General features: G+C 58.6%; 27 protein-coding genes. 18 read left to right on the top strand and 9 right to left on the bottom strand.

The window, feature by feature from the left end; genetic code table 11:
• Together CCGE525_RS09660 and CCGE525_RS09665 are read right to left on the bottom strand one after the other, a co-directional pair.
• Entirely contained in the window at nucleotides 1-1191 is a 1191-nt protein-coding gene (locus CCGE525_RS09660; protein ID WP_120704061.1) for an amino acid ABC transporter permease, read from the bottom strand.
• A 96-nt stretch (nucleotides 1192-1287) separates the two neighbouring features.
• The gene (locus tag CCGE525_RS09665) at nucleotides 1288-2313 is read right to left on the bottom strand and encodes an amino acid ABC transporter substrate-binding protein (RefSeq protein WP_120704062.1); all 1026 of its coding nucleotides are present in this window, start codon (nucleotides 2311-2313) and stop codon (nucleotides 1288-1290) included.
• A 353-nt stretch (nucleotides 2314-2666) separates the two neighbouring features.
• On the opposite strand from CCGE525_RS09665, the gene CCGE525_RS09670 reads away from it, so the two are divergent.
• On the top strand, nucleotides 2667-3857 hold the full coding sequence (locus tag CCGE525_RS09670) for a cystathionine beta-lyase (RefSeq protein WP_120704063.1): 1191 nt from the start codon (nucleotides 2667-2669) through the stop codon (nucleotides 3855-3857).
• Here the strand turns inward: CCGE525_RS09670 and CCGE525_RS09675 are convergent, their stop codons facing one another.
• Nucleotides 3858-5021, bottom strand: coding sequence for an FAD-dependent monooxygenase (locus CCGE525_RS09675; RefSeq protein ID WP_120704064.1), 1164 nt, complete (start codon nucleotides 5019-5021; stop codon nucleotides 3858-3860).
• Between the two features lie 27 nt (nucleotides 5022-5048).
• Complete coding sequence (locus tag CCGE525_RS09680; protein WP_120704065.1) at nucleotides 5049-5294, bottom strand: zinc-finger domain-containing protein; 246 nt, start codon at nucleotides 5292-5294, stop codon at nucleotides 5049-5051.
• Nucleotides 5295-5495: 201 nt separating this feature from the next.
• On the opposite strand from CCGE525_RS09680, the gene CCGE525_RS09685 reads away from it, so the two are divergent.
• Nucleotides 5496-6281, top strand: coding sequence for an alpha/beta fold hydrolase (locus CCGE525_RS09685; RefSeq protein ID WP_120704066.1), 786 nt, complete (start codon nucleotides 5496-5498; stop codon nucleotides 6279-6281).
• An 8-nt stretch (nucleotides 6282-6289) separates the two neighbouring features.
• Here the strand turns inward: CCGE525_RS09685 and CCGE525_RS09690 are convergent, their stop codons facing one another.
• On the bottom strand, nucleotides 6290-7090 hold the full coding sequence (locus CCGE525_RS09690) for an enoyl-CoA hydratase-related protein (RefSeq protein WP_120706349.1): 801 nt from the start codon (nucleotides 7088-7090) through the stop codon (nucleotides 6290-6292).
• A 76-nt stretch (nucleotides 7091-7166) separates the two neighbouring features.
• Between CCGE525_RS09690 and cysE the strand changes: the two genes are divergently transcribed.
• The 5 genes from cysE to clpA all read left to right on the top strand — a co-directional run bounded on the left by cysE (nucleotide 7167) and on the right by clpA (nucleotide 12345).
• Nucleotides 7167-8030, top strand: coding sequence for a serine O-acetyltransferase (gene cysE, locus CCGE525_RS09695; RefSeq protein ID WP_120704067.1), 864 nt, complete (start codon nucleotides 7167-7169; stop codon nucleotides 8028-8030).
• 126 nt (nucleotides 8031-8156) lie between these two features.
• On the top strand, nucleotides 8157-8360 hold the full coding sequence (locus CCGE525_RS09700) for a DUF3126 family protein (RefSeq protein ID WP_104822967.1): 204 nt from the start codon (nucleotides 8157-8159) through the stop codon (nucleotides 8358-8360).
• Between the two features lie 438 nt (nucleotides 8361-8798).
• Nucleotides 8799-9167 carry a phasin family protein gene (locus CCGE525_RS09705; protein ID WP_120704068.1) on the top strand — a complete coding sequence of 123 codons (369 nt, stop codon included), beginning with the start codon at nucleotides 8799-8801 and terminating at the stop codon, nucleotides 9165-9167.
• Nucleotides 9168-9455: 288 nt separating this feature from the next.
• On the top strand, nucleotides 9456-9809 hold the full coding sequence (gene clpS / locus CCGE525_RS09710) for an ATP-dependent Clp protease adapter ClpS (RefSeq protein ID WP_028755011.1): 354 nt from the start codon (nucleotides 9456-9458) through the stop codon (nucleotides 9807-9809).
• A 10-nt stretch (nucleotides 9810-9819) separates the two neighbouring features.
• A complete protein-coding gene (gene clpA, locus CCGE525_RS09715) occupies nucleotides 9820-12345 on the top strand; it encodes an ATP-dependent Clp protease ATP-binding subunit ClpA (RefSeq protein ID WP_120704069.1) in 2526 nt (841 codons plus the stop codon).
• Nucleotides 12346-12462: 117 nt separating this feature from the next.
• Here the strand turns inward: clpA and CCGE525_RS09720 are convergent, their stop codons facing one another.
• From CCGE525_RS09720 to CCGE525_RS09735, 4 genes are all read right to left on the bottom strand, one after another.
• Nucleotides 12463-12891 (bottom strand): HIT family protein, encoded by a 429-nt coding sequence (locus CCGE525_RS09720; protein ID WP_120704070.1) that lies wholly within the window; start codon nucleotides 12889-12891, stop codon nucleotides 12463-12465.
• A gap of 145 nt (nucleotides 12892-13036) precedes the next feature.
• Nucleotides 13037-14224: a GNAT family N-acetyltransferase gene (locus CCGE525_RS09725; RefSeq protein WP_120704071.1), complete on the bottom strand. Its 1188-nt coding sequence runs from the start codon at nucleotides 14222-14224 to the stop codon at nucleotides 13037-13039.
• Nucleotides 14221-14952, bottom strand: coding sequence for a glycerophosphodiester phosphodiesterase (locus CCGE525_RS09730; protein ID WP_120704072.1), 732 nt, complete (start codon nucleotides 14950-14952; stop codon nucleotides 14221-14223). Before CCGE525_RS09730 ends, CCGE525_RS09725 begins: the two co-directional genes overlap by 4 nt.
• Complete coding sequence (locus CCGE525_RS09735) at nucleotides 14952-15419, bottom strand: RidA family protein (protein WP_120704073.1); 468 nt, start codon at nucleotides 15417-15419, stop codon at nucleotides 14952-14954. The genes CCGE525_RS09730 and CCGE525_RS09735 overlap by 1 nt, the downstream gene beginning before the upstream one ends.
• A 137-nt stretch (nucleotides 15420-15556) precedes the next feature.
• Here CCGE525_RS09735 and CCGE525_RS09740 point away from each other — a divergent pair, with 137 nt between their 5' ends.
• The 11 genes from CCGE525_RS09740 (at nucleotide 15557) to CCGE525_RS09790 (ending at nucleotide 26329) form a co-directional block, all read left to right on the top strand.
• Nucleotides 15557-16384, top strand: a complete 828-nt coding sequence (locus tag CCGE525_RS09740) for a cell envelope integrity EipB family protein (protein WP_120704074.1) — start codon at nucleotides 15557-15559, stop codon at nucleotides 16382-16384.
• A gap of 221 nt (nucleotides 16385-16605) precedes the next feature.
• Nucleotides 16606-17682 (top strand): toxic anion resistance protein, encoded by a 1077-nt coding sequence (locus CCGE525_RS09745; RefSeq protein ID WP_120704075.1) that lies wholly within the window; start codon nucleotides 16606-16608, stop codon nucleotides 17680-17682.
• An 8-nt stretch (nucleotides 17683-17690) separates the two neighbouring features.
• Nucleotides 17691-19262 (top strand): substrate-binding domain-containing protein, encoded by a 1572-nt coding sequence (locus CCGE525_RS09750; RefSeq protein ID WP_425375897.1) that lies wholly within the window; start codon nucleotides 17691-17693, stop codon nucleotides 19260-19262.
• Nucleotides 19263-19269: 7 nt separating this feature from the next.
• Nucleotides 19270-19887 carry a 5-bromo-4-chloroindolyl phosphate hydrolysis family protein gene (locus tag CCGE525_RS09755; RefSeq protein WP_120704076.1) on the top strand — a complete coding sequence of 206 codons (618 nt, stop codon included), beginning with the start codon at nucleotides 19270-19272 and terminating at the stop codon, nucleotides 19885-19887.
• Nucleotides 19887-20993, top strand: coding sequence for a substrate-binding domain-containing protein (locus tag CCGE525_RS09760; RefSeq protein ID WP_120704077.1), 1107 nt, complete (start codon nucleotides 19887-19889; stop codon nucleotides 20991-20993). Before CCGE525_RS09755 ends, CCGE525_RS09760 begins: the two co-directional genes overlap by 1 nt.
• Before the next feature lie 188 nt (nucleotides 20994-21181).
• Nucleotides 21182-21949 (top strand): 30S ribosomal protein S2, encoded by a 768-nt coding sequence (gene rpsB, locus CCGE525_RS09765; protein ID WP_120704078.1) that lies wholly within the window; start codon nucleotides 21182-21184, stop codon nucleotides 21947-21949.
• A gap of 273 nt (nucleotides 21950-22222) precedes the next feature.
• Nucleotides 22223-23149, top strand: a complete 927-nt coding sequence (gene tsf / locus CCGE525_RS09770) for a translation elongation factor Ts (RefSeq protein ID WP_120704079.1) — start codon at nucleotides 22223-22225, stop codon at nucleotides 23147-23149.
• A 157-nt stretch (nucleotides 23150-23306) separates the two neighbouring features.
• The gene (gene pyrH, locus CCGE525_RS09775) at nucleotides 23307-24026 is read left to right on the top strand and encodes a UMP kinase (protein WP_120704080.1); all 720 of its coding nucleotides are present in this window, start codon (nucleotides 23307-23309) and stop codon (nucleotides 24024-24026) included.
• A 56-nt stretch (nucleotides 24027-24082) separates the two neighbouring features.
• Nucleotides 24083-24643: a ribosome recycling factor gene (frr, locus tag CCGE525_RS09780; RefSeq protein WP_120704081.1), complete on the top strand. Its 561-nt coding sequence runs from the start codon at nucleotides 24083-24085 to the stop codon at nucleotides 24641-24643.
• A 106-nt stretch (nucleotides 24644-24749) separates the two neighbouring features.
• On the top strand, nucleotides 24750-25496 hold the full coding sequence (locus CCGE525_RS09785; protein WP_120704082.1) for an isoprenyl transferase: 747 nt from the start codon (nucleotides 24750-24752) through the stop codon (nucleotides 25494-25496).
• Nucleotides 25496-26329 (top strand): phosphatidate cytidylyltransferase, encoded by an 834-nt coding sequence (locus CCGE525_RS09790; RefSeq protein ID WP_120704083.1) that lies wholly within the window; start codon nucleotides 25496-25498, stop codon nucleotides 26327-26329. Before CCGE525_RS09785 ends, CCGE525_RS09790 begins: the two co-directional genes overlap by 1 nt.
• Nucleotides 26330-26334 lie beyond the last annotated feature (5 nt).

The raw sequence follows: 26334 nt of genomic DNA on the forward strand, positions 1-26334 counted from the left end.
TTATCTCTCCACCAGAGCCATCTTGGCGTTGAACCAGTTCATGAACAGCGACGTTGCGATGCTCAGGGCGAGATAGATGACCATCCATATGATGACGACCTCGACCGCTCGGCCGGACTGATTGAGGATCACGCCGCCGACGGCGACGAGATCGGCGTAGCCGATGGCGATGGCGAGCGAGGAGTTCTTGATCAGATTGAGATATTGGCTCGTCAACGGCGGAATGATGATGCGCATTGCCTGTGGTATGACGACAAGCCTGTTGATGGCCGGCGCGCGAAGGCCGAGGGCGCCGGCTGCCTCCGACTGACCCTTTGCCACGCCGCGAATACCGGCGCGCACGATCTCGGCAATATAAGTTGCGGTATAGAGGGAAAGAGCCAGGAGAAGAGCGATGAACTCCGGTCCCACGACCATCCCGCCAGTCAGGTTGAACTTGCCGGCGACGGGATAGTCGAATGACAGGGGCATACCCGTCGCGAGGAAGGTCAGCAACGGCAGACCGATCAATATGCCGATCGCCACCCAGATCGTATGGAATTGCTGGCCCGTCGCTGCCTGACGTCTATGCGCCCATCCCGCGACGAAATATACCGCCGCGATGGCGACGAGGAACGCAACACCGACGGCCCACATGCCCGCGCCGAAGATTGGGCTGGGGAAGGCAAGGCCGCGATTGCTGAGATAGCTGGAAAACGGCAGATGGACAGCGTCCCGCGCCTGCGGCAGCAGCACCAGAACGCCGCTGTACCAGAAGAAGATGACGAGCAATGGCGGAATGTTGCGGAAGATTTCGACATAGGTCTGGGATAGCTTCGCGATCAGCCAGTTATGTGAAAGCCTGCCGATACCGACGATAAAGCCGACGATCGTTGCTGCGACGATGCCGACCACTGAAATAAGCATCGTATTAAGCAGCCCGACGACAAGTGCGTCGATATTGGTAGAATCGCTGGTAAAGGGGATGAGGGCCTGTCCCAGATTGAAGCCGGCACGGCCCGCGAGGAAGTCAAAGCCAAAGGAGCGGTTCAACGCGCGCAGATTGTCAACTGTATTTGTGACGACGAACCAGCAGATAAATGCGAGAACGAGAACGGTGAGAACCTGATAGAACAGCCCCCGGACTTTGGGATTGTTCAGCGCAGATACGGATGCGCTATCGCCATGAGGCGAATTCGTAGTAATTGCCATGCAAAATTTTTCCCCAATGTGCCTGTTTCAGGCTTGTTTTCTTGAGGTGAGGAAGGCGGCTTGCTGCCGCCTTTCTCGAAATTGGCCGTCTGCGGCTTAGCGAACCGGAGGCGCGTACTGGATGCCACCCTTGTTCCACAGGGCGTTGAGGCCGCGGGCGATCTTCAGCGGGCTGCCTGCGCCGATGTTGCGATCGAAGACTTCGCCGTAGTTACCGACACCCTTGATGATGTTGTAGGCCCATTCATTGGTCAGGCCGAGGTCGGTGCCGATCGTGGAGCCCTGTTCTACGCCGAGGAAGCGCTTGATATCCGGGTTCGGCGAGTTCTTCATCTCATCGACGTTCTTCTGCGTGATGCCGAATTCTTCAGCATTGACAAGTGCATAGGCCGTCCAGCTGACGATGTTGAACCACTGATCGTCACCCTGGCGAACGGCCGGGCCAAGCGGCTCCTTGGAGATGATCTCAGGCAGAACGACGTTATCGTCTGGGTTCTTCAGCGTCAGGCGCAGCGCATAGAGGCCGGACTGGTCGGTGGTGTAAACGTCGCAACGGCCGGAGTCATAGGCCGTGTTGACTTCCTCGAGCTTGTCGAAGACGACCGGATTGTACTGCAGGTTGTTGGTCTTGAAGAAGTCCGCGAGGTTCAGTTCCGTCGTCGTGCCGGATTGAACGCAAACGGCGGCGCCGGAGAGTTCCAGAGCCGACTTCACATTCAGTTCCTTGCGAACCATGAAGCCCTGGCCGTCAAAATAGGTGACAGGACGGAACTTGAGGCCGAGTGCGGTATCGCGGTTGATCGTCCAGGTGGTATTGCGAGAAAGTAGGTCGATTTCACCGGACTGCAGCGCGGTGAAGCGGTCCTTCGCGCTGAGGGGGGTGTACTTGACTTTGGTTACGTCACCAAAGACGGCCCCGGCGACAGCTTTGCAGAAGTCGACGTCGAAACCGGCCCAGTTTCCAGATGCATCGGGCTGTGCGAAGCCAAGAAGCCCCGTATTCACGCCGCATTGAATAAAGCCCTTGGCCTTAACATCGCTCAGCGTCGAAGCCGACGCGCCCGATGTGGTGTATGCCAACGCGGCCGCTCCAAGGAATACGGATAGAGCAATCTTTTTCATCTTTCCCAACCTCTGTCTATTGTTTTATACTTAAAGGGTATCGCTCCCGAGGCAGGCTCTCGGAGGACCGTGTTCCCCACTCTCCCGGTGCGAGCGTTTCTATCACAGTCGCAAATGCATTTATGGTCAAGACATCGCCCGAATTATTGAGGATTAATTCGGCATTTTCGGCCACCTTGAGCTGAAAATGGGCGCGTGGCATCTATTTGGGCAGCGTTTTGCCAAAAAACTGCGCGACAATGAGTGTTGCTTCGTCATTTCAGCAGATAGAGAAGTATTACGTTTGGGGTTGACCCCATCCGGCTTGGCAGCCAAAAATCAAAGTCCCCACAGCGCCAAAGGCATACCCACAGATGAAAGATAAAGACACTTTGCTGCAGAACGCCGGCATCAACACGCGTTTGTCCCACATCGGTAACTCGCCCTCAGATTTCCATGGTTTCGTCAATCCGCCGGTCGTGCATGCCTCAACGGTGCTTTTCCCGAACGCGCGGACGATGGAGACTCGCGACCAGAAATATACCTACGGCACGCGCGGTACGCCGACGACAGATGCGCTCTGCGACGCCATCGACGCGCTGGAAGGATCGGCGGGAACGATCCTCGTGCCATCGGGGCTTGCGGCGATCACCGTGCCGTTCCTGGCCTTTCTGTCTGCCGGCGACCATGCGCTGATCGTCGATTCGGTCTACGGGCCGACGCGCATCTTCTGCGACACCATGCTGCAGCGTCTCGGTGTTGAGATCGAATATTACGACCCGCTGGTCGGCGCCGGCATTGAGCAACTGATCAAGCCGAATACCAGACTGGTGCACACGGAAGCGCCAGGCTCCAACACGTTTGAAATGCAGGATATTTCCGCGATCTCGACGGTCGCTCACCGGCATGGCTGCGTGGTCACTATGGACAACACCTGGGCGACGCCGATCTATTTCAAGCCGTTGGATCACGGCGTCGACATCTCCATTCATGCGGCGACGAAATATCCGGCCGGTCACTCCGATATTTTGATGGGAACGGTGTCCGCCAATGCAGCCCATTGGGACCAGTTGAGGGAAGCCAATATTCAGCTCGGGATCTGTGGCGCGCCGGACGATGCCTATCAGGTGCTGCGGGGCTTGCGCACTATGGGAGTGCGTTTGGAGCGGCACCAGGAAAGCACACTGGCTATCGCGCAATGGCTTGAGGGGCGGGAGGACGTCGCACGCGTGCTGCATCCTGCGCTGCCGAGCTTTCCGAGCCACGAGCTTTGGAAGCGCGACTTCAAGGGATCGAGCGGCATTTTCTCCTTCGTGCTGGCCGTCAGCAGCCCGGAAAAATTCAAGGCAAAGGCGCATGCCTTCCTCGATGCGCTCCGGATTTTCGGCCTCGGCTATTCCTGGGGCGGCTATGAGAGCCTTGCGGTGCATGTCTATCTCGGAGACCGCCGCATCAGCAAGGCGCCGACGGAAGGACCGGTCTTGCGCCTGCAGATCGGACTGGAAGACGTCGCCGATATCAAGGCCGATATCGAAAAGGGCCTCGCTGCGGCGAAGGAAGCCTGATCAGCCAATGGCGGGGTAGCCGTAGACCCAATCCAGATCCGCCGCGAGACTTTGCGGCGGACGCACGGACAGAACAAGATCACGGGCCAGCCGCACCGGCCCGCGGGCGTGATAGGCAAAATGATTGAAGGCGGCGCGCTGGCGTAGCCGCGCAATGCGCGGTGTGCGGTGCTTTTCGTAGCGATCGAGCGCTTCGACGAGGGGGCGAGACGCCACCATGCCAGCGAGTTCGAAGGCATCCTCGATAGCCATGGCTGCACCCTGCGCCGCAAAGGGCATCATCGCATGGGCCGCATCGCCGATTAATATGACATCCTTGCCATTGTGCCAGCGGCCGGCGCTCGCCTGGTAGAGCGGCCAGAAGGTGGCTTCCTCCTGTTGTTCCAGCATTGTCGTGATGGCGCCGTTCCAGTCTGCGAAGTGCCGCAGGAGAAGCTCGCGTTGCGCCTTGGTTCCCGTGGCATTCCAATCATGGCTCGCACTGCTGCCGGAAATGATCGCCACGATATTGAATGCGGCGTTTTCCTTGATCGGATAGCTGACGAGATGTGCTGAAGGACCGAGAAATGCCATAACGCTTGTTCTGTCGAGGGCGCCGGGCGTCAGCACCTCCGGAATGGTGAAGCGCCAGGCGATATTGCCGGAGAAATGCGGCGAGGGGCCGCCCGGTACCAGCGCGCGCACCTTCGACCAGACGCCATCGGCACCGATGATCAGATCCGCATCCTCACCGATGGCCGCATCAAGGGTTTGTCGGTTCGTTGCGTCGATAGGCCGGCCGAGATGCAACGTGCAGAGTGGGTTCGCCATCACGGCATCGAGAAGCGCCTTTTGCAGCGTCGCGCGATGAAGGGCGCCGTAAGGCGAGCCCCAACGTTCCATGGCGAAGTTGCCGCAGGGCACCGATGCAATCAGCCGCAAGGAAGAACCGGAGACCAGGCGCACCTCTTTTGGCTCGAGCCATATAGGCCGAAGAGCGTCGAGCACGCCGAGCGTGTCGAGAATGCGAGATGCATTGGGCGAAACTTGCAGGCCGGCGCCGACCTCGGTCAGTGCTTCAGCCTGTTCGAAAATTATGGCACGAACGCCGTGTCTTGCCAGCGCCAGCGCCGCGACGAGACCAGCTATTCCGGCGCCAATGATTGCGGCGGTCTTGATCGGCATTCGGTTATGTCCGATCCGGTCTCGGTATCAGGCAGCCTTGAAGTGGAAGACGCAGCCGGCCGGATTGGTTTCGTCCGCCTTCAGCGACGGATTGTAGCGATAGAGCGTCGAGCAGTAGGAGCAGACCTTCTCATTTTCATCGCCCATGTCGATGAAGATATGCGGATGGTCGTAGGGGACGGAGGCGCCGGTGCACATGAATTCCTTCACGCCGATCTCGATCACGCGGTGTCCGCCGTCGTTCTGGAAATGGGGAATATTGTGGCCGGCCATGATGATCTCCGAATGCGTCTTGCCTTAGATGGCATGAATGTTGCGCCAGACTTGATAGCCCCTCTTTATAATCCTTCGTGCCGAATGTGTAGTGCGAAAGTCCGGCTCGGCGCACAGATTTTCACAAAGGCGGGGTTCACCTGATATTGCCGATAAAATAAGGTCCGCAGCAAAAGAGACGATGTTCACGAAGATCTTGCCATGAATTTGAATAGTCCCACCTTTTCCTATTTCGTCCATGACGGGCTGAAACTGGCCTATTTCGACGAGGGCGATCCGAATGGCGCGCCTGTGCTGCTGATTCACGGCTTTGCCTCGACCGCGGTTGCCAATTGGATCAATCCAGGGTGGCTCAAGTCGCTGGGCGAGGCGGGGTACCGCGTCATCGCCATCGACAACAGAGGCCATGGCTTGAGCGACAAAGCCTATGACGTCGGTGCCTATCATCCTTGGGTCATGGCCGAGGATGCGGTCGCTCTGCTCGATCATCTCGGCATCCCGAATGCCCATATCATGGGATATTCCATGGGCGCGCGTATCTCGGCTTTCCTGGCGCTCGCCCATCCCGATCGCGTCCGTTCGCTGGTATTCGGCGGATTAGGCATTGGCATGGTCGACGGTGTCGGTGATTGGGATCCGATTGCCGATGCATTGCTGGCCCCGTCGGTCGACGATGTCACCCATATGCGCGGCCGGATGTTTCGCGCTTTCGCCGATCAGAATAAGAGCGACCGCCTAGCGCTGGCCGCCTGTATCCGGGGCTCGCGCGATCTGGTCGCCAAGGAGGATGCGGCAAAGATCGAAGCTCCGACCCTGATCGGCGTCGGCACCAAGGATGATATCGCCGGTTCGCCGCAAGAGCTTGCGACGCTGATGCCGCATGCCGAGGCGCTGGATATCCCGAACCGCGACCACATGCTGGCCGTCGGCGACAAGGTATTCAAACAGGCGGTCCTGGACTTCTACGAACGCCTTGCCGATCGATAGAGACCAGGTCACTTCCCGGTGAAATGCGGTTTGCGCCGCGCGGTGAAAGCTGCACGGCCTTCGGCATAATCGGCGCTGTCGAAGGTCTCGGCACCGATAACCTCGGCCTCGCGCAGCAGGTCGCTATCCTGTTCGATTACGGCGCGAACCGCCAGCTTCGAGGCATGCAGCGCGATCGGCGCGTTGGCGGCAATCGCGTGAGCAAGCGCCGAAACTTCGCCGTCGAACGCATCGGCTGCGATCTCTTCCAGCAGAAAGCCGGCCGCGACCATCTTATCGGCCGACATCGGTGCGCCTGTGAAAAGCGTGACCTTGGCCATCTGCGGCCCAAGTGCATTGACGATGTCTTGCACCGCGTCGGCAGGGTAGGCGATGCCGAGGCGCACGGCCGGCACCGAGAAGCGCGCGCCTTCTTCGGCGACACGCAGGTCGCAGGCGGCGGCAATTCCGAAACCGCCTCCGTAACAGATGCCGCGGATCGCCGCGATCGTCGGCACACGGCAATGGCGGATCGCGGTGAAGGCGTCGCTGTTCAGCGCCTCGTAAATGACCGCTGTTTCGGCATCCTTGCGCAGGCTGTCGAATTCGCTGATGTCGGCGCCGGTGGAAAAATCCTGGGCCGCACCACGAATGACGATCACATGGGCATGTGCCTCGTCGGTCAAGACGCGGATGGCCTGCGGTATGGCGCGCCACATTGCCGCGGTGATGGCGTTCTTGCGGCCGGGATTATCGATGGTGAGTGTGCCGATGGCGTCGCTACAGGTAGCGCGCAGGAAACCGTTAGCAAAATCATGCTCAAAACTCATGCGCGCCTGACCCATTTATGTTGTGGGACTTTTACTCTATATAATGTTTCACCGGTAGGAAATCAGGAGACCGCCAATGGTCGCAGCAACGGACATTCGCCAGGTCGAAGGCCCAAACTCGGTAAAAGTTGTCGATCCCATCTGGGGCAGTGTGCGTGAGGAAGCCCGCGCGGCTGCCGAGCGGGATCCGCTTCTGGCGGCCTTCCTCTATTCTACGATCATCAATCACCGGTCGTTGGAAGAATGCGTCATCTATCGCATTTGCGAGCGCCTCGATCATCCGGACATGCAAGGCATCCTGTTGCGCCAGACCTTCGAGGAAATGCTGTTGGATTGGCCGGAATGGGGCGCGATCCTGCGCGTCGACATCCAGGCGGTCTATGACCGCGACCCAGCCTGCCTTCGCTTCATGGAGCCGGTTCTCTATTTCAAGGGCTTCCACGCGCTGCAGACCCATCGTCTTGCGCATTGGCTTCTCAATCGCGGTCGCCGTGATTTCGCGCTCTATCTGCAAAGCCGCTCCTCCAGCGTCTTCCAGACCGATATCAACCCGGCGGCGCGCATCGGCAAGGGCATCTTCCTTGATCACGCGACCGGCTTGGTGGTCGGCGAAACGGCCGTCATCGGTGACAACGTCTCGATCTTGCACGGCGTCACTCTCGGCGGCACCGGCAAGGAAGGCAGCGACCGCCATCCGAAGATCGCCCATGGTGTGCTGATCGGTGCTGGCGCGAAGATTCTCGGCAATATCCAGATCGGCCATTGCTCGCGCATTGCTGCCGGGTCGGTGGTGCTGAAGGAAGTGCCGCCGAAGACGACGGTGGCCGGCGTGCCGGCCAAGGTGGTCGGTGAAGCAGGCTGTTCGGAACCGTCCCGTTCTATGGATCAGATCCTTGCTGAACAGGTGGTCGTCGACCAGATCATGGGCGCAGGAATCTAAGGAAAACCACCTGATTTTCAGGGTTTTGCGCTGACGGTAAGGGCCGAAGGCGCGCTTCCGGCCTTTACACCGCCGCTTTTCCTATGCAAGAACCGGCCAACCTGAGAATCTTCACGGAGATGAATTGTGAAGCCTGACGAAATCAAGAAGCTCGACACCTACTTCAAACGCACGTTCAACCCGCAGATGGTAGTCAAAGCCCGCCCGCGGAAGAATGATTCCGCGGAAGTCTATCTCGGCGAAGAGTTTCTGGGCGTTGTCTACATCGACGACGAAGACGGCGATCGTTCCTACAACTTTTCCATGGCCATTCTGGACGTCGATCTCTGATCGACACTTCGATCATCTGATCGACACTTCGACTACCTGGCCGGCGCTACGACCACTGGTCGGTCTTCGGTTTCCAATAAGACTAATATCAAGGAGCCGCATTTCACCGAAATGCGGCTCTTTTCTTTGAGAAATCGCTCGGATATAGGCCAAATGCTCATATTTGCGATCGAATTTGGCCGATAGACTATCGAAATTCCGTTTTTTTCCATCTAAATCGAATATTTCTCGTTAAGCCTAGAGTTGTAGGCTGGTTGATATATTTTAGCAAAAACAGAAGGATGCCTTCGGGCCTCTCTGGAGGTCATTCCTTTGTCATCGGAAATACAATTTTGAGAGGATATTGCGACGCACAAGACTACTTGACTATTTGTGCGTCGCATTTAGATTTCGTCCTGGTAAACCGGCCATCGGCCAACAAGCAAGGGACGGAGAAACATGTTCAATTTCGATGAGGCAAACAAGAAGGGCAAGGAAGCCATGGACACGGCGCTGAAGAGCTATTCCGATGTCACCAAGGGTTTCCAGGCGATTGCCGCTGAAGCTGCCGATTTTTCCAAAAAGTCGTTCCAGGACAGCGTTGCGCATTTCGAAACGCTGGCCGGCGTCAAGAGCTTTGAGGCCGCTTTCGAACTGCAGAGCAACTACGTGAAATCGTCCTACGAAAACTTCATCGCTGAAGCGACCAAGATGAGCGAGATGTACGCTGATCTCGCCAAGACCGCTTACAAGCCCTATGAAGCTCCGGTTGCTGCTGCCACGAAGGCTGCCAGCAAGGCCGCCGCTTCGGTTGCGCCTGCAGCATAAGCGCTTCGCTTAAGAACAGTAATTCCAGGGAGACCGGCTGCGCGATGCGTGGCCGGTCTCTTGCGTTTCCGATTACCGATCTCAATCCGATCGCAGCCACGACTTTTTTGATGATGGCCCCCTTTGGCAACGAATTGTGATTGCAGTGTCTGGTAGGGGGCTTAAAATCGCACCAATATGAACTAAGTTAGGGGTTCGGATATCCGGCCCGACAGAGTCAGTTACCCAATCCAGTTTGCCAAGTCGGAATGCGATAGCTTCTGCCGGATGATTTGAGGAATGAATGAAATGATCGCTGAGCCGATCCGGATGCAAAACGACAGCGAAAGGAACGGGGACAACGGAAATCGCGGGACCTCGGTGATCACGCGCACCAAGCCCAAAACCAAAAAACCCAACCTGTACCGCGTGCTGCTTCTGAACGACGACTACACGCCCATGGAATTTGTGATCCATATCCTGGAGCGTTTCTTCCAAAAGGATCGAGAGAGTGCCACCCGCATTATGCTTCATGTCCACAATCACGGCGTCGGCGAATGCGGGATATATACATATGAAGTAGCTGAAACGAAGGTGAGCCAGGTGATGGATTTTGCCCGGCAGCACCAGCATCCGCTGCAATGTGTTATGGAAAAGAAGTGAGGATCTGAACGTGCCAACATTTTCGCCTAGTCTTGAGAAGGCGCTGCATCAGGCACTGACCTACGCGAACGAGCGGCATCACGAATATGCCACGCTGGAACATCTGCTATTGGCTTTGGTTGACGACGCCGATGCCGCAGCTGTCATGGGCGCGTGCAATGTTGATCTCGACGCGCTCCGTAAGACGCTGACTGAATACGTCGATAATGAACTTTCAAATTTGATCACTGGTTATGACGAGGACTCGAAGCCGACATCCGGCTTCCAGCGCGTCATCCAGCGTGCCGTCATCCATGTCCAATCCTCGGGCCGCGAGGAAGTGACAGGCGCTAACGTTCTCGTCGCGATCTTTGCCGAACGGGAAAGCCATGCGGCCTTTTTCCTGCAGGAGCAGGAAATGACCCGCTATGACGCGGTCAACTACATCTCTCACGGCATCGGCAAGCGTCCGGGTTCCTCCCAGACTCGCACGCCGCGCGGTGCCGAGGACAGTGAAGCCGAAAGCAAGCCGACCTCCCGCGGCGAGCAGGAAGAGGGCAACAACAAGAAGCAGCAGGATGCGTTGAAGGCCTACTGCGTCAACCTCAACGAGAAGGCCAAGAGCGGCAAGATCGATCCGCTGATTGGCCGTCATTCGGAGGTCAGCCGCACCATCCAGGTCCTGTGCCGCCGTTCGAAGAACAATCCGCTCTATGTCGGCGACCCCGGCGTCGGCAAGACTGCGATCGCCGAAGGTCTTGCCAAGCGCATTGTCGAGGGCAAGGTTCCCGAGGCTTTGGCCGACGCAACGATCTTTTCGCTCGACATGGGCACGCTGCTGGCCGGCACCCGTTATCGCGGCGATTTCGAAGAACGCCTGAAGCAGGTCGTCAAGGAGCTCGAAGAATATCCGGGCGCCGTGCTGTTCATCGACGAGATCCACACCGTTATCGGTGCGGGCGCCACCTCCGGCGGCGCGATGGATGCGTCGAACCTGCTGAAGCCGGCTCTGTCCTCGGGTGCGATCCGTTGCATCGGTTCGACCACCTATAAGGAATACCGTCAGTTCTTCGAGAAGGACCGGGCGCTCGTCCGCCGCTTCCAGAAGATCGACGTCAACGAGCCGAGCATCGAGGATGCCATCGAAATCATGAAGGGACTGAAGCCCTATTTCGAAGAGTATCATCACCTGCGTTACTCGAACGACGCCATCAAGTCGGCGGTCGAACTGTCGGCTCGTTATATCTCCGACCGCAAGCTTCCGGACAAGGCGATCGATGTCATCGACGAAACCGGTGCGGCGCAAATGCTGCTCCCGCCGTCGAAGCGTCGCAAGCTAATCACGGAGCGCGAGATCGAGGTTACGATCGCCACCATGGCGCGCATTCCGCCGAAGACGGTGTCCAAGGACGACGAGATGGTTCTTGCCAATCTCGAGCAGGAGCTGCGTTCGGTCGTTTACGGTCAGGATACGGCAATCGAAGCTCTGTCGACTTCGATCAAGCTGGCCCGTGCCGGCTTGCGCGAACCGAACAAGCCGATCGGCTGCTACGTCTTCTCCGGCCCGACCGGCGTTGGCAAGACGGAAGTCGCCAAGCAGCTTGCTTCCTCGCTCGGCGTCGAACTGCTGCGCTTCGACATGTCGGAATATATGGAGCGTCACACGGTTTCCCGTCTACTCGGCGCACCTCCCGGCTATGTCGGCTTCGATCAGGGCGGTCTGCTGACCGATGGTGTTGATCAGCATCCGCATAGCGTTGTGCTGCTTGACGAAATCGAGAAGGCGCATCCGGATATCTTCAATATCCTGTTGCAGGTCATGGACCATGGCGCACTGACCGACCACAACGGCAAGAAGATCGACTTCCGCAACGTCATCCTGATCATGACGACCAATGCGGGCGCATCGGAAATGGCCAAGTCCGCCATCGGCTTCGGTTCGTCCAAGCGTACGGGCGAGGACGAAGAGGCTCTCAACCGGCTCTTCACCCCGGAATTCCGCAACCGTCTGGATGCGACCATTCCGTTCGCGGCGCTGCCGACTACGGTCATCCACAAGGTCGTGCAGAAGTTCATCATGCAGCTTGAGGCTCAGCTTTCCGAACGGAATGTTACCTTCGATCTGCACGAGGATGCGATCGCCTGGCTGTCCGAGAAGGGTTACGACGACAAGATGGGTGCCCGCCCGTTGGCACGCGTCATCCAGGAACACATCAAGAAGCCGCTGGCGAACGAAATCCTCTTCGGTAAGCTGAAGAAGGGCGGCGTTGTCAAGGTTACCGTCGGCAAGAAGGAAGACGGCACAACCGGAATCCTGCTCGACTCCATCGCGGATACCGCCCCGATCCGGCCGAAGCCGGAAGCCGAAGTGGTCGACGCCGTGGTTGAGGTGGACGAGGATGACGGTGATACCGTTAAGACCAGAAGCCGCGTCGGCAAGGCAGGCACCGCTTCCGATGCCCGCCGTTCGCCGAAGACGCCGTCTGCCGGCGACGACGAGCCGGAAAGCAAGTCGCCGCGCAAGGGAAGCACGGTGCCGAAGGTGCCGCGCAAATAATCGGCGACTGATCGCCTGAGAAAACAAAACGGCTGCATTGGTGACAATGCAGCCGTTTTCATAGGCTTATGAACCATATCTCATAAAGAGAATTAGGAAGATCAGCGCTTGCTCGGATCAGCGCAGAAGCTCGATAATCTTCTTTGCATTCTCAGCCAACACCGCGCCATCTTCCGTCCTGCCTGCATGCGGTTTCAGCGCGATACCCTCGTGGCGTGGGATGATGTGGAAATGCAGGTGGAATACCGTCTGGCCCGCTGCCGGCTCGTTGAACTGGGCGATATAAACGCCATCCGCATCGAAAGCCTCCTGGACCGCGACCGCGACTTTCTGGACCGTCGTGATCAAATGTGGCAGGGCGCTCGGATCCGCATCGAGAATGTTGCGCGAAGGTGATTTCGGCAGCACCAGCGTATGGCCGGGCGCTTGCGGCATGACGTCCATGAAAGCGACAGTGTGCTCATCCTCATAGACACGATGGGACGGGATCTCACCTTTCAGGATCTTCGCGAAAATATTGTTGGCGTCATAGGCGGGGCTGGTCATCCAGGGTCTCCTCGTCTTCCGATTATAGTTCTCCAGGGCAGCTAGAGCGCCGTGCGTTCATTTGAACGCACAAAGGTCGCTCTAGTCTTTTGAATCTAGAGCATCTTATCTGCTTGCAGTCGATTCCACCTGAAAGTGGGATGCTCTAGATATCTTGCCGTTCGCCTTTGCGGAAGGGGCTGTGCTCGGTCAGGATCTCGCTCATCTCCTCCACTTGCTCGCGCTCGTGCTTGAGGTAGTCGGCAACGGCGCGGCGCAAGCCCTGATGGCCGATATAGTGCGCCGAATGCGTAATGACCGGCAGGTAGCCGCGAGCGAGTTTGTGTTCGCCCTGCGCACCGGCTTCGACCCGCTTCAGCCCCTTGGCCAGCGCGAAATCGATCGCCTGATGATAGCAGACTTCAAAGTGCAGGAAGGGGTGATCTTCGATGCAGCCCCAATGCCTGCCATAGAGCGCTTCGCCGCCGATGAAGTTGATGGCTCCGGCGATATAGCGGCCTTCGCGCTTCGCCATCACCAGCAGGACATCGTCGGCCATCCGTTCGCCGATCAGCGAGTAGAATTTGCGGGTAAGGTAGGGCCGACCCCATTTGCGGCTGCCGGTGTCCATATAGAAGGTGAAGAACTGGTCCCAGACGCGCTCGGTAAGGTCTCTGCCGGTCAGCCAGTCGATGCTGATGCCGTTTTCGAGGGCCGCGCGACGCTCTTTTTTCAGTGCTTTGCGCTTGCGCGACGCCAGCGTTTCCAGGAAGGCGTCATGATCGGCATAGCCGTCGTTGATGAAATGGAACTGCTGGTCGGTACGGTGCAGATAGCCGTCGCCTTCGAAGACGCAAATCTCGTCATCCGGCAGGAAGGTGATGTGGGCGGAGGAGACGCCGAGCTGCCGGGTCACTTCCTTCAGGCTTTCGGCCAGTGCGGGCTGAATCATCTGGCGATCCCAACCCTCGGCAACAAGCAGGCGCGGACCGGTCGCCGGCGTGAAGGGAATGGAACATTGCAGCTTCGGGTAATAATGGCCGCCGGCACGCTCGAAGGCATCGGCCCAGCCATGATCGAAGACATATTCGCCCTGGCTGTGGTTCTTGAGATAGCCGGGGATAGCACCGATCAATTCGCCGCTATCGGTTTCGAGCAGCAGGTGATTGCCGAGCCAGCCGGTTTTGTCGGTAGCGGAGCCGGACTCCTCCAGCGACGACAGAAAGGCATGCGAGACAAAGGGGTTATACGGCAGCACCGCAGCACTCCTCGACGCCCCGGCGAGCTTGCACCAGCTCTCCGGAGCGATGTTCTTGAAGGAACGTTCTACGCGAATGGATAATTCGTCTGTCATGAAATGAGGGAAGGGCTCTCTCTGGGATCAAAACCTTCGAAGGTCATCTGGTCTGCGTTGGCAAATGTTTGTTGGCGGGCTGCTTCGTCGCGCACAGTCCAGGTGATGACCGGAATACCACGCTGGCGCTGCGCCGTGATGAACGCATTCGGCAGGTGACCATAAAAATACGAAATGAAGTCTAGCCCAAGCTGCATGGCTTCGTCATGCTTAAAAAACGTCTCGGGCTCATTTCCATCGGCTGTCAGGCCGACGGGGTAGGGTGCATCAAGTGCCTTCAGGTCCTTGAGCAACCAGTGATCGAAGCTCATCAGGGCCACGTGACCCTTATAGCCTTCCAGCACTTCGAGCACGGATTCCGCAAAGCCTTCATCGTCGCCCTCGCGGCCCTTGAGTTCCAGCACCAGCGGCACCTTGCCGTCGCAAAGCTTGAGGAGCTGTCTCAGCGTCGGAACCTTGTCCTTCGTGCCGCCGACCGAGAGTAGACCGAGTTCGGCCGAAGTACGGTCACGAAGCTCGCCAGGAAGATTGCAGACGCGTTGCAGGTCGTCGTCATGAAAAACGACAGGGACGCTGTCGGAGGCATAATGCAGATCGCATTCGATGGAAAAGCCCGCCTCGATTGCGCGAGCAAAGGCCGACAGCGTGTTTTCCCAAACCTGCCGGTTCATGTCGTGATAGCCGCGATGAGCGACAGGACGTTCGGTAAGCCAGGCAATCTTGCTCATTATGCAATTTCCATGATGGCATCGATCTCGACGGCGGCATTCAGCGGCAGCGCCGCCATGCCGACAGCGGCGCGTGCATGCTTGCCGGTATCGCCCAGTATATTTGCCAGAAGATTGGAGGCGCCGTTGATCACAAGATGTTGTTCGACGAATTCGGGCACTGAGGCGACAAAGCCGTTCAGCTTTATGATACGTTTGATGCGGCCGAGATCGCCACCCAGGGCAGCCTTCGCCTGGGCAAGAATATTCATGGCGCAAAGCTCGGCAGCGCGTTGGCCGCCGGCGACGTCGACGTCCCTGCCGAGGAGACCGGTGATGGCGAGCCTGCCGTTTTCCATGGGCAATTGCCCGGACAGATAAAGAAGATTGCCGCTGATGACATAGGGTACGTAGTTGGCGGCCGGCGCGGCAGCCTGAGGCAGGACGATGCCAAGCTCCTTCAGACGGCCCTCGATAGCGTCGGACATTTTCATCTCCCGTTTTGTTGTAAAATCTTCAAAAATCCGGCATCAAGGCTAAATTCCCGTGATTGGGGGGGCGGCAGCCTCGTTTTAGCCGAAAGCGTTCTTATAACATCGCGTGCGAGTCCAACAGGAGATAATGAATGTTCCGCTCGAGTCTTGCCGCCGTTGTTGTTTCGAGTTTGGGCGTCGCGTTTCTCAGCGTATCCCCTGCCCACGCGGCCGGTCCGAGTGGGCTGATCGCCCATCGCGCCGTCTACGATCTCGAGCTGAAGGACGCCTCTGACCGCTCCGGCATCGCCGGCATGTTCGGCCGTATGGTCTACGAGTTTGACGGCTCTGATTGCACCGGATTCACCACCAATTTCCGTTTCGTCACGCAGATCGACACGGGCGATTCAACTCGTGTCAGCGACCAGCAGACGACCACGTTCGAGGATCTCGCCAAGCGGATTTTCCGCTTCGAAACCAAGTCCTATACCGACGATCAGCTCGACAAGGATGTCCGCGGCGCAGCGGCGGACGATCAGAAGGGCATAAAGGTTAGCCTGACCCAGCCGAAGGCCAAGCAGGTCGAGCTCATCCAAAGCCGTTTTCCGACGGAACATATGCTCGACATCATCCATAATGCGAAGCTGGGCAGGAATTTCTTTGAGGCCGAGGTTTTTGACGGCTCCGACGATGGCGACAAGCCGTTGATCGCAACCACCGTCGTCGGCAAACAGGCGACGCCCGCCACCGACGACCCCGATGCCGATAAGGCCGGCGTCTTCGCGAAGACGCCGTACTGGCCGGTGACCGTGGCTTATTTCGACGAGAAGTCCAAGGGCGACGCCGTGCCGGTCTACCGCATGTCGTTCAAGCTCTATGAGAACGGCATTACCCGTGACCTCACGATGGACTATGGCGACTTCGTATTGACCGGCAGGCTCTCCAAGCTTGAAGTGCTCGACACCAAGGCTTGCCAATAGGCTTTGTGAGGGCGCAGGCCACAAAGTAAAATCTCCGTCATAAAACCGTGTCCGAAGTTTCACTATTCTGTGAAGCATTCGGCACGCGGTGAGTGAGTCTCATGTCCCGTTGTGCCTATCTGGAATTGTAGTGGGCCGTGCGGGCCGCGTCGCTTATCGTGGAATAATCGGCCGGTGTTCCGCAGACAGGTCCCGTGTTGATAGACGAGAAAGCACGACCTATGGCCAATACCGATCTCGCTCCAACCTCCGACGCTTTGCCGGCTGTCACCGCCGATCCGGCAGAAATTGCCCGTATCGGCGATACCATCGATCTGACCGATCGCGCCGGCATTTCCGTCTATGGCGACCGCGCTCAGCAATCCGTTTCGGACTATTCCGACAAGATTCTCCGCGAGGTCCGAAATCGGGATCTTGGCGAAGTCGGCAGGCTGCTGACCGATATCATCATCAAGTCGAAGAAGCTTGACCCTGCATCGCTGAAGGATGAGGGCTTCCTTTCTAAGATATTCTCGTCGTTCAAGGCGAGGCTGGAACGCTTCAAGGAGGAGTTCGAGGATGTGGCCGGCCAGATCGACCGCATCGGCCTCGAGCTCGATCGGCACAAGGATACGCTTCGCCGCGACATCGCGCTTCTCGACGATCTCCATGAGGAGACGAAGCAGTCCATCCTGCAGCTCGACGCCTATGTCCAGGCTGGCAAGACCTTTGCCGAGCATTTTCGCAGTGTCGAACTGCCGAAGCTGAAAAGTGCCGCCGACGCGGCCGCTGCCAATCCCGGCGGCGGCATGTTGGAGGCGCAGACTTATCAGGACAACGTGCAAGCCCTCGACCGGCTCGAGAAGCGGGTATTCTACCTGCAGCAGGCGCGCCAGCTCGGCATTCAGCAATTGCCGCAGATCCGCATCGTTCAGGCCGGCGACGAGACGCTGATCGAGAACCTGCAGGCGACGTCGGCGCTGACTGTGCCGGCCTGGAAGCAGAAGATGGTGATTCTGCTGGGGTTGTCCCGACAGAAATCGGCGCTTGAGCTGCAGAAGACCGTCACCGACGCCACCAACGACATGATCCGCCAGGCATCCGAGATGATGAAGGACCAGGCGATTGCCATCGAGCAGCAGTCGCAGCGCGGCATCGTCGATATCGATACGCTCGCCGCCGCCAATCGTGACCTGATCGATACCATCAACGGCGTCTTGAAGGTGCAGGAGGAGGGCCGCAGGAAGCGGGCAGAAGCCGAGCAGCAAATGGAGAAAATGACCGTCGAACTCAAGAAAGCAATGATCGAGGCACGATGAGCGGCATGATGATCCGCACATTTCTCACCGGACTGGCGCTGACGGCTGCTCTTGTCCTCACAGGCTGCAATTTAGGCGGCAAGGATCCGAAATTCTCGATCGTCTCCGGCTCGGAAAACACCGTTATGCAGCCTATCGTCGAGGAATTCTGCAAACAGAAGAGCGCGACCTGCAGCTTCACCTATGAAGGCACGCTGGATATTGGTCTGGCACTGCAGAGCGACAAAGGCGTCGAACAGGACGCCGTCTGGCCGGCATCGAGTGTCTGGGTCGATATTTTCGATACCAAACGTCGCGTGAAGTCGCTGACATCGGTGGCGCAGATGCCAGTCATTCTCGGCGTGCGCAGCTCCAAGGCCGAGGCGCTCGGCTGGGTCGGCAAGCCGGTCTATATGAAAGACATATTGGCGGCGGTTAAGGGCGGCTCGCTGAAGTTTCTCATGACCTCGGCAACCCAGTCCAATTCAGGCGCGAGCGCCTATCTCGCCATGCTTTCAAGCGCGCTCGGCAACAAGCCCGTCATCGAGCCGGGCGATCTCGACAAGCCGGACGTCCAGGACACCGTCAGGGCATTGCTTGCCGGGGTCGAACGCTCGTCCGGTTCGTCCGGCTGGCTTGCGGACCTCTACACGGAATCCGCCAGCAAGGGCACGCTCTACGATGCCATGTGGAACTACGAGGCGGTGCTGAAGGAGACCAATGACAAGCTCATCGGCATGGGCAAGGAGCCGCTTTACGCGATCTATCCGGCCGATGGCGTCGCGATTGCGGATTCGCCGATCGGTTTTATCGATCACGGACGCGGGCCTGAGGTCGAGGCCTTTTTCAACGAGCTTGTCGCCTATCTGCGTTCCGCACCCGTACAGAAGCGCATTGCCGATACCGGCCGCCGCATTCCATTGGCAGATGTTGCAGCCAAAGGGGACCCGAGTTGGAATTTCGACCCGACCCGGCTGGTGACGGCGATCCGGATGCCGGAGCCGGCCGTGATTCGCCAGGCGCTCGATCTCTATCAAGGCGCATTGCGTAAGCCTTCGCTGACGGCCCTCTGCCTCGATTTCTCCGGTTCGATGGGGGGCAAGGGCGAGAGTCAATTGCAGGCCGCCATGCAGTTCCTGTTCAATCCGGATGAAACCGGCAAGGTCCTGGCGCAATGGACGCCGGCAGACCGCATCATGGTCATTCCTTTCGACAGCCGCGTGCGGACGACCCTTTTGGCGACGGGCGACCCGGCGCAACAGAAGAGCCTTGTCGACAAGGTGGCGCGGCAGCATGCCGGTGGCGGCACCGATATGTATGCCTGCGCAAGCACGGCGCTTGGCAGCATGAAGGATACCCCAAACCTTTCGTCCTATCTGCCGGCGATCGTCATCATGACCGACGGAAAGTCTGACGATGCAAGCCGCGAATTCCTCGACGAGTGGAAGGCTACCAATCCGCATGTGCCGGTTTTCGGCATCACCTTTGGCGATGCCGACAAGACGCAGCTCGATGCTCTGGCCAAAGCGACATCGGCGCGGGTGTTCGATGGCAGGGATGATCTCGTCAGCGCGTTCCGCGCCGTGCGTGGATACAACTAGGACAGCGATGCGAAACTGGTTCGGCAATGACTGGAATTGGATCGTGGCAGGGCTCGCCGCCGCGATCGTCGTTCCCATCTTGAGTTTCTTTGCCAAGATGCCGTTGTGGATCGGGGCCGTTATCGGTCTGCTGGTCTTTGCGGGCCTTGTCTTCGCCCTGTCGCCGCGCCGGCTTTTCGAAGGCCTGGACGCAAAGGCCATCGGCAAAGGGCGGCTCGATTTCGCGCGCGATCTTTTGACCGCGGCCGCTCCGGCGGCGCAAAGACTGGAAACCTCCTCGGACCATATTACCAATAAGGAGACTGCAAAGCGCGTGCGGCATCTGGCCGAGATCGCCGCCGACGTCTTCGCCAAAGTGGAGGCGAGCCCGGAAAGTGCCGGTACGGTGAGGCGGTTCCTCAGCTATTACCTGCCGCGCGCTGCCGAAGTCGCCGAGGGTTTCGCCACCCTCGAAGCTAAACGTCTACCCGACCAAAAACGGTTGCAGGAAGTGGATCTCGTGCTCGCCAAGCTCGAGGATGCCTTCGTGCACTATTCGGATAGCCTCGTCGACGACAGGCTCGATACGCTAGACACCGAGCTGCGCCTCATACAGGCCTCGCTCAAAGAGGATATCGGACGCTGATGGCCATCTCTCGCCGCGCCTTTGGAGTAGGACTACTTGCTGCGGGCGTCGCCGGCACCGGCGGTTATATCGCCGTGAGGGACAGGCCGGAGTTCCAGGGACTGCTCGGCAACCGCACGAAGCTCTTCGGCTTCATCGGCGGTGAGAAGGAGGCGTTTCTTGCTGACAATGACGTCGTCGGCGCTCTGCATGGCTATGGGCTGGATATAGACAGCCGCGTGGCCGGCTCCGTCGAGATGGTGCGCGAGCAGGCGCTTCTGTCGCAGACCCCCGCTTTCCTCTGGCCGTCGTCCTCGATCATGGTCGATATTGCCCGGCAGAGCGGGGTCAAGATCCGCAATGACCGTGTGGTGCTGAACACTCCGGTCGTTGTCTACACCTGGCAGCCGGTGGTCGATGGATTGATGAAAACGGGGCTGGTCAGCGTCACGTCGACGGGTCAGCATCAGCTTGATCTCAAGGCATTGCTCGACGCCGTTCTTGCGGGGACAAGCTGGTCCAAGCTCGGGGTCGACTCGCTTTATGGGCAGGCACGTATCGTCTCGACCGATCCAAACCGCTCCAATTCCGGTTTCATGTTTGCCGGACTGGTCTTAAGCCTGTTTGCCGGCAATATCGCGACTACTGCCGGTCTCGACCAATTCGGCGACAAGGCGCAGACTATCTTCCGCAATATGGGCTTCAAGTCGCCTTCTTCCGGCAAGCTTTTCGATCAATATCTGGCTGGCGGCCTCGGGGGCGAACCGATGATCGTCGGCTACGAGAATCAGCTGGTCGAATGGATTATCGCGGACCCCGAGCGATGGAGGCGCGTTCAATCGAGTTCCACCGCCAAACCCGTCGTGCTTTACCCGCACCCCACGGTCTATTCCTCGCATCCCCTTATCGTCATCGACGAGAGCGCCAATCGGCTGATGGATGCGCTGACAAGCCCGAAGCTGCAGGAACTTGCCTGGACCAAGCACGGCTTCCGCGGGCCGCTGGGTACGGCAACCGGGAATGCCGATAGTGCGATTGCGGGCCTCCTGCCGGCCGAGATCGACGCCGTGCTGCCGATACCCGACGCCAGCGTCATGCTTGCGCTGCTCGATAAGCTGGCGGCATAAGGGCAGGGACCCGCGCATTTTTTCCGCCTAAGCCTTGCATTCTTGATAAATCGAATGTATGGGCAGCCGCATTCCACACGTAAGGCATGGGATTGTCCGGGAGAAATCCGGATCGTTCCGCCCGGTGGCATCTTCGAAGAGGATGCTGTTCGCCTTGCGGAGGTTCAACCGGAAAAGGAGTCAAAGGCATGGCATTGCCTGATTTTTCTATGCGTCAGCTTCTGGAAGCTGGTGTTCACTTCGGCCACCAGACGCATCGCTGGAACCCGAAGATGAAGCCGTACATCTTCGGCGATCGTAACAACATTCACATTATCGACCTCGCCCAGACGGTTCCGATGCTGAGCCGCGCCCTGCAGGTCGTCAGCGACACCGTTGCCCGTGGCGGCCGCGTTCTGTTCGTCGGCACCAAGCGCCAGGCGTCCGAACTGATCGCCGACAGCGCAAAGCGTTCGGCTCAGTACTACGTCAATGCCCGCTGGCTCGGCGGCATGATGACCAACTGGAAGACGATTTCGAATTCTATTCAGCGTCTGCGCAAGCTCGACGAAATCCTCAACGGCGAAGCCCAGGGCTTCACCAAGAAGGAACGTCTGAACCTTGAGCGCGAGCGTGAAAAGCTAGACAAGGCTCTTGGCGGTATCCGCGATATGGGCGGCACCCCGGACCTGATGTTCATCATCGACACCAACAAGGAAAAGATCGCGATCGACGAAGCCAAGCGCCTTGGCATTCCGGTCGTCGCAATCATCGATTCGAACTGCGATCCGGACCTGATCGACTATCCGATTCCGGGCAATGACGACGCCTCGCGTGCTATCGCTCTCTACTGCGACCTCATCTCGCGCGCTGCCATCGACGGCATCGCTCGTCAGCAGAGCGCATCCGGCCGCGACCTCGGCGCTTCCATCGAAGCTCCGATCGAGGAGACTCTGGTGGACGGCACCGAAGCCTGATCGCGCCCCGCGGCGGACAGACCTTTGTCCGTCTGGGCCTATTGAAATCCGGGATAAGGCCGTTTGCGACTTCAAGAAGTTCGGGCGGCCTTATCGCGTTTTACATAACGCCTTGCCTGGGCGGTAAATCCAGGCTTGTTCCAATCGAGAATTCCACAGTATGACGCAGCTTCATAACGCTGTCATACTTACGGGTACATTTCGTCCCTCAAATCGGTGCCGCTTCGGCTCAAAACCGCATGCCGCACCGTATGAACCGACAAGAGGAAGCTTATGACCGAGATTACGGCTGCACTGGTGAAGGAACTGCGCGAAAAGTCTGGCGCAGGCATGATGGACTGCAAGAAGGCGCTGACCGAAACCAACGGCGATATCGAAGCCGCGATCGACTGGCTGCGCGCTAAGGGCATCTCCAAGGCCGACAAGAAGTCCGGCCGCACCGCCGCTGAAGGCTTGGTCGCCATTGCCGGCGCCGGTCACAAGGCCGTTGTCGTCGAGCTCAACTCCGAAACCGACTTTGTGGCCCGTAACGATGCCTTCCAGGACCTCGCTCGCGGCATCGCCGAAGTTGCGCTGTCCACCGACGGCACGGTCGAAGCCATTTCGGCTGCGACCTATCCCGCATCCGGCAAGCCGGTCGCAGACACCATCAAGGACGCGATCGCAACCATCGGCGAGAACATGACGCTTCGTCGCGCGGCCAAGCTGGAAGTCGAGCACGGCGTCGTGGCGACCTACATCCACAACGCTGCAGGCGACGGTATCGGCAAGCTCGGCGTTCTGGTCGCGCTGAAGTCGGTCGGTGACAAGGCCGTTCTGACGTCGATCGGCCGCCAGGTTGCCATGCACATTGCTGCGACCAACCCGCTCGCTATCCGCGCCGAAGAAGTCGATGCCGCGGTCGCCGAGCGCGAACGCAACGTCTTCATCGAGCAGTCCCGCGAATCCGGCAAGCCGGACAACATCATCGAAAAGATGGTGGAAGGCCGCATGCGCAAGTTCTTCGAGGAAGTCGCTCTTCTCTCGCAGGCTTTCGTCATCAACCCGGACCTGACCGTCGCTGCTGCCATCAAGGAAGCTGAAAAGACCGCCGGCGCGCCGATCGAAATCACCGGCATGGCCCGTCTGCTTCTCGGTGAAGGCATCGAGAAGGAAGAGACCGACTTCGCTGCCGAAGTCGCCGCTGTTGCCAAGGGCTGATAGGCGAAATCATTTCGCCTGTTGACGAAACGAAACCATACCCCAGATAGGTGAAACCATATCAGGGGAAACCCGTGGGCATCGCGTGACAACGCGGTGCCCTTCGTGTATCCGGCATTCACAATTAATCCCCCCGCGATCACTTCAAGGAGCCACGATGTCCCAGCCGATCTACAAGCGCGTATTGCTCAAGGCCTCCGGCGAAGCTCTGATGGGCAGCCAAGGGTTCGGTATCGACGTTACCGTCGCTGACCGGATTGCATCCGATATTGCTGAAGCGCGCGAGATGGGTGTCGAAGTCGGCGTCGTCGTCGGCGGTGGCAATATTTTCCGCGGCGTCGCCGTGGCCTCCAAGGGAGGAGACCGCGTGACCGGCGACCATATGGGCATGCTCGGGACCATCATCAACGCGCTGGCATTGGCCACCTCGCTGCGCAAGCTGGACATCGATACGGTGGTACTCTCCGCCATTTCCATGCCGGAAATCTGCGAAAGTTTTTCGCAGCGCGCCACGCTCTATCATCTCTCGCTTGGCCGTGTGGTGATCTTTGCCGGTGGCACCGGCAATCCCTTTTTCACCACCGATTCCGCGGCAGCGCTGCGCGCCGCCGAAATGGGCGCCGAGGCAATCTTCAAGGGCACGCAGGTCGATGGCATCTATTCCGCCGATCCGAAGAAGTTCCCGGATGCTGAGCGCTTCGAGCATCTGACCCATAGTCAGGTGCTGGAAAAGGGGCTCGCCGTCATGGATGTGGCGGCTGTGGCACTGGCGCGGGAAAATTCAATTCCGATCATCGTCTTTTCAATTCATGAAAAAGGCGGCTTCGCGGAAATCTTGACCGGCGGCGGCCACAAGACCATCGTATCAGACAACTGACGTTCCGGTGGCACCGGCTCCGCCCGGCGCCGCCTACTACATGGGAGTTTAAACATATGAGTGAAGGCACCGACCTCAAGGAACTGAAGCGCCGCATGGATGGCGCCATTGCGGCATTCAAGAGCGATATCGCCTCGCTGCGCACGGGGCGCGCATCCGCCAACATTCTCGACCCGGTCACGGTAGAAGCCTATGGTTCGCGCATGCCGCTGAACCAAGTCGCCAACATCACCGTGCCCGAGCCCCGCATGCTGACCGTCTCCGTCTGGGACAAGGCGATGGTGGGCGCCGTCGAGCGGTCGATCCGCGAATCCAATCTCGGCCTCAACCCGATCGTCGATGGACAAAATCTGCGCATTCCGTTGCCGGAACTCAACGAAGAGCGCCGTCGTTCGCTGGTCAAGGTCGCCCATGAATATGCCGAGAAGGCGAAGGTGGCGATTCGCCATGTCCGCCGTGACGGCATGGATGGTCTCAAAAAGGCCGAAAAGGACGGTGTAATCGGTCAGGACGAAAGCCGTGCCCAGTCCGAGCGTGTGCAGAAGATGACGGACGATACGATTTCGGACATCGACCGCTTGCTAGCCGAGAAAGAAAAGGAAATCATGCAGGTCTGATTGCATGCTAGAGCATCCCGCTTTCGGTCAGGAGACATTGAAAGCGGCGAGGGTGCGCTAGATTTATAAGCCTAGAGCATTTCCTGCCGAACGAAACCGGATCCATATGTCAGCTCCCACCTTCTCTGCCATACCCCATCACGTTGCCATCATCATGGATGGCAATGGGCGCTGGGCCAATGCGCGCGGTCTGCCGCGCACCATGGGTCACCGTAAGGGCGTAGAGGCGGTGCGGGAGACGGTGAGAGCCGCCGGTGATGTCGGTGTAAAATACTTGACGCTCTTTGCATTCTCCTCGGAGAACTGGCGCCGTCCCGAAACAGAGGTGAGCGATCTTCTTGGTCTGCTCAAAGCCTTCATCCGACGGGACCTTGCGGAATTGCATCGCCAGAACGTCCGCATTCGGGTGATTGGAGATCGCTACAATCTGCGCAGCGATATCCTGCCGTTGTTGATCGAGGCGGAAGAGACCACCAGGGACAATACTGCCCTGACGCTGGTCATTGCCTTCAATTATGGCTCACGCGACGAGATCGCTCGCGCCGTTGTCGGTCTCGCCAAGGACGTCGAAGCCGGGCGACTGCGCCCGCAGGATATCCACCCCGAATTGATCGATGCCCGGCTGGATACTGCCGGAATACCCGATCCCGATCTGATCATCAGGACCAGCGGTGAGGAGCGGCTGTCGAACTTTCTACTCTGGCAGGCCGCCTATTCGGAATTCATGTTCATGCCGGAATACTGGCCGGATTTCAGCCGCGATCTTTTCTTCTCCGCGCTGGAGAAGTACGCCGCGCGCGACCGGCGGTTTGGTGGCCTTTCAGCCAAGCAGGCCGCGGCCGTGGGGTCGTGATGAGTCGTGAGCTCAGGCTGCGCATCATTTCCGGCGTCATCCTCGCCGCGGTCGTTCTGGCTGCCACGTGGTATGGCGGCCTGAGCTTTCGCATCCTGGCGGCGGCGATAGGCCTGCTCGTCTATTATGAATGGTCGACGATAACGGATCTGCATGGCCGCGATCCCCAGGGCAATGCACTCGGCTGGTTGGGCCTGGTCCTGATAGCCGGCGCGACGCTGATGGAGGAATCGGTCTATTCCCTGGAAGTGTTGGTCGTCTTCGTTGCGATCACGGCCATCATGGTCACTATACGCCACAAAAGCTGGTGGCTGCCCGGCGGAATATTCTATGCGGGATTGACGGCCATAGCCCTCGCCGAGATCCGCGACGACGATCTGCGCGGCTTCGTGCTGATGCTGTTCATCTTCGCCACGGTTTGGGCGACGGATATTTTCGCCTATTTCGTCGGCCGTGCGATCGGAGGACCGAAGCTTGCCCCGCGCATATCGCCGGGGAAGACATGGTCGGGCGCGATCGGTGGTGCTATCGCCGCCGTTATCGCCGGCACGGCGGTCGTCTGGAGTTTTTTTTCTGCGGATGATTTATGGATTCCGGCGCTCGCGCTTGTGCTGTCAATCTGCAGTCAGATCGGTGATTTATTCGAGTCTTTCATCAAGCGCCGTTTCGGAGTCAAAGACTCCAGTCACCTGATTCCCGGCCATGGCGGCGTCATGGATCGGGTCGATGGACTAATTTTTGCTTGTTTTGCGGCGTTTTTGTTAGCTATCGTAATATCGCTGACAATGAGCGGCGAGACTATGTCATTGGGCGGCGTTCTGCTCGGTGTCTGAAATCA

The organism is Rhizobium jaguaris, from assembly GCF_003627755.1.
Taxonomy (GTDB): Bacteria; Pseudomonadota; Alphaproteobacteria; order Rhizobiales; family Rhizobiaceae; genus Rhizobium; species Rhizobium jaguaris.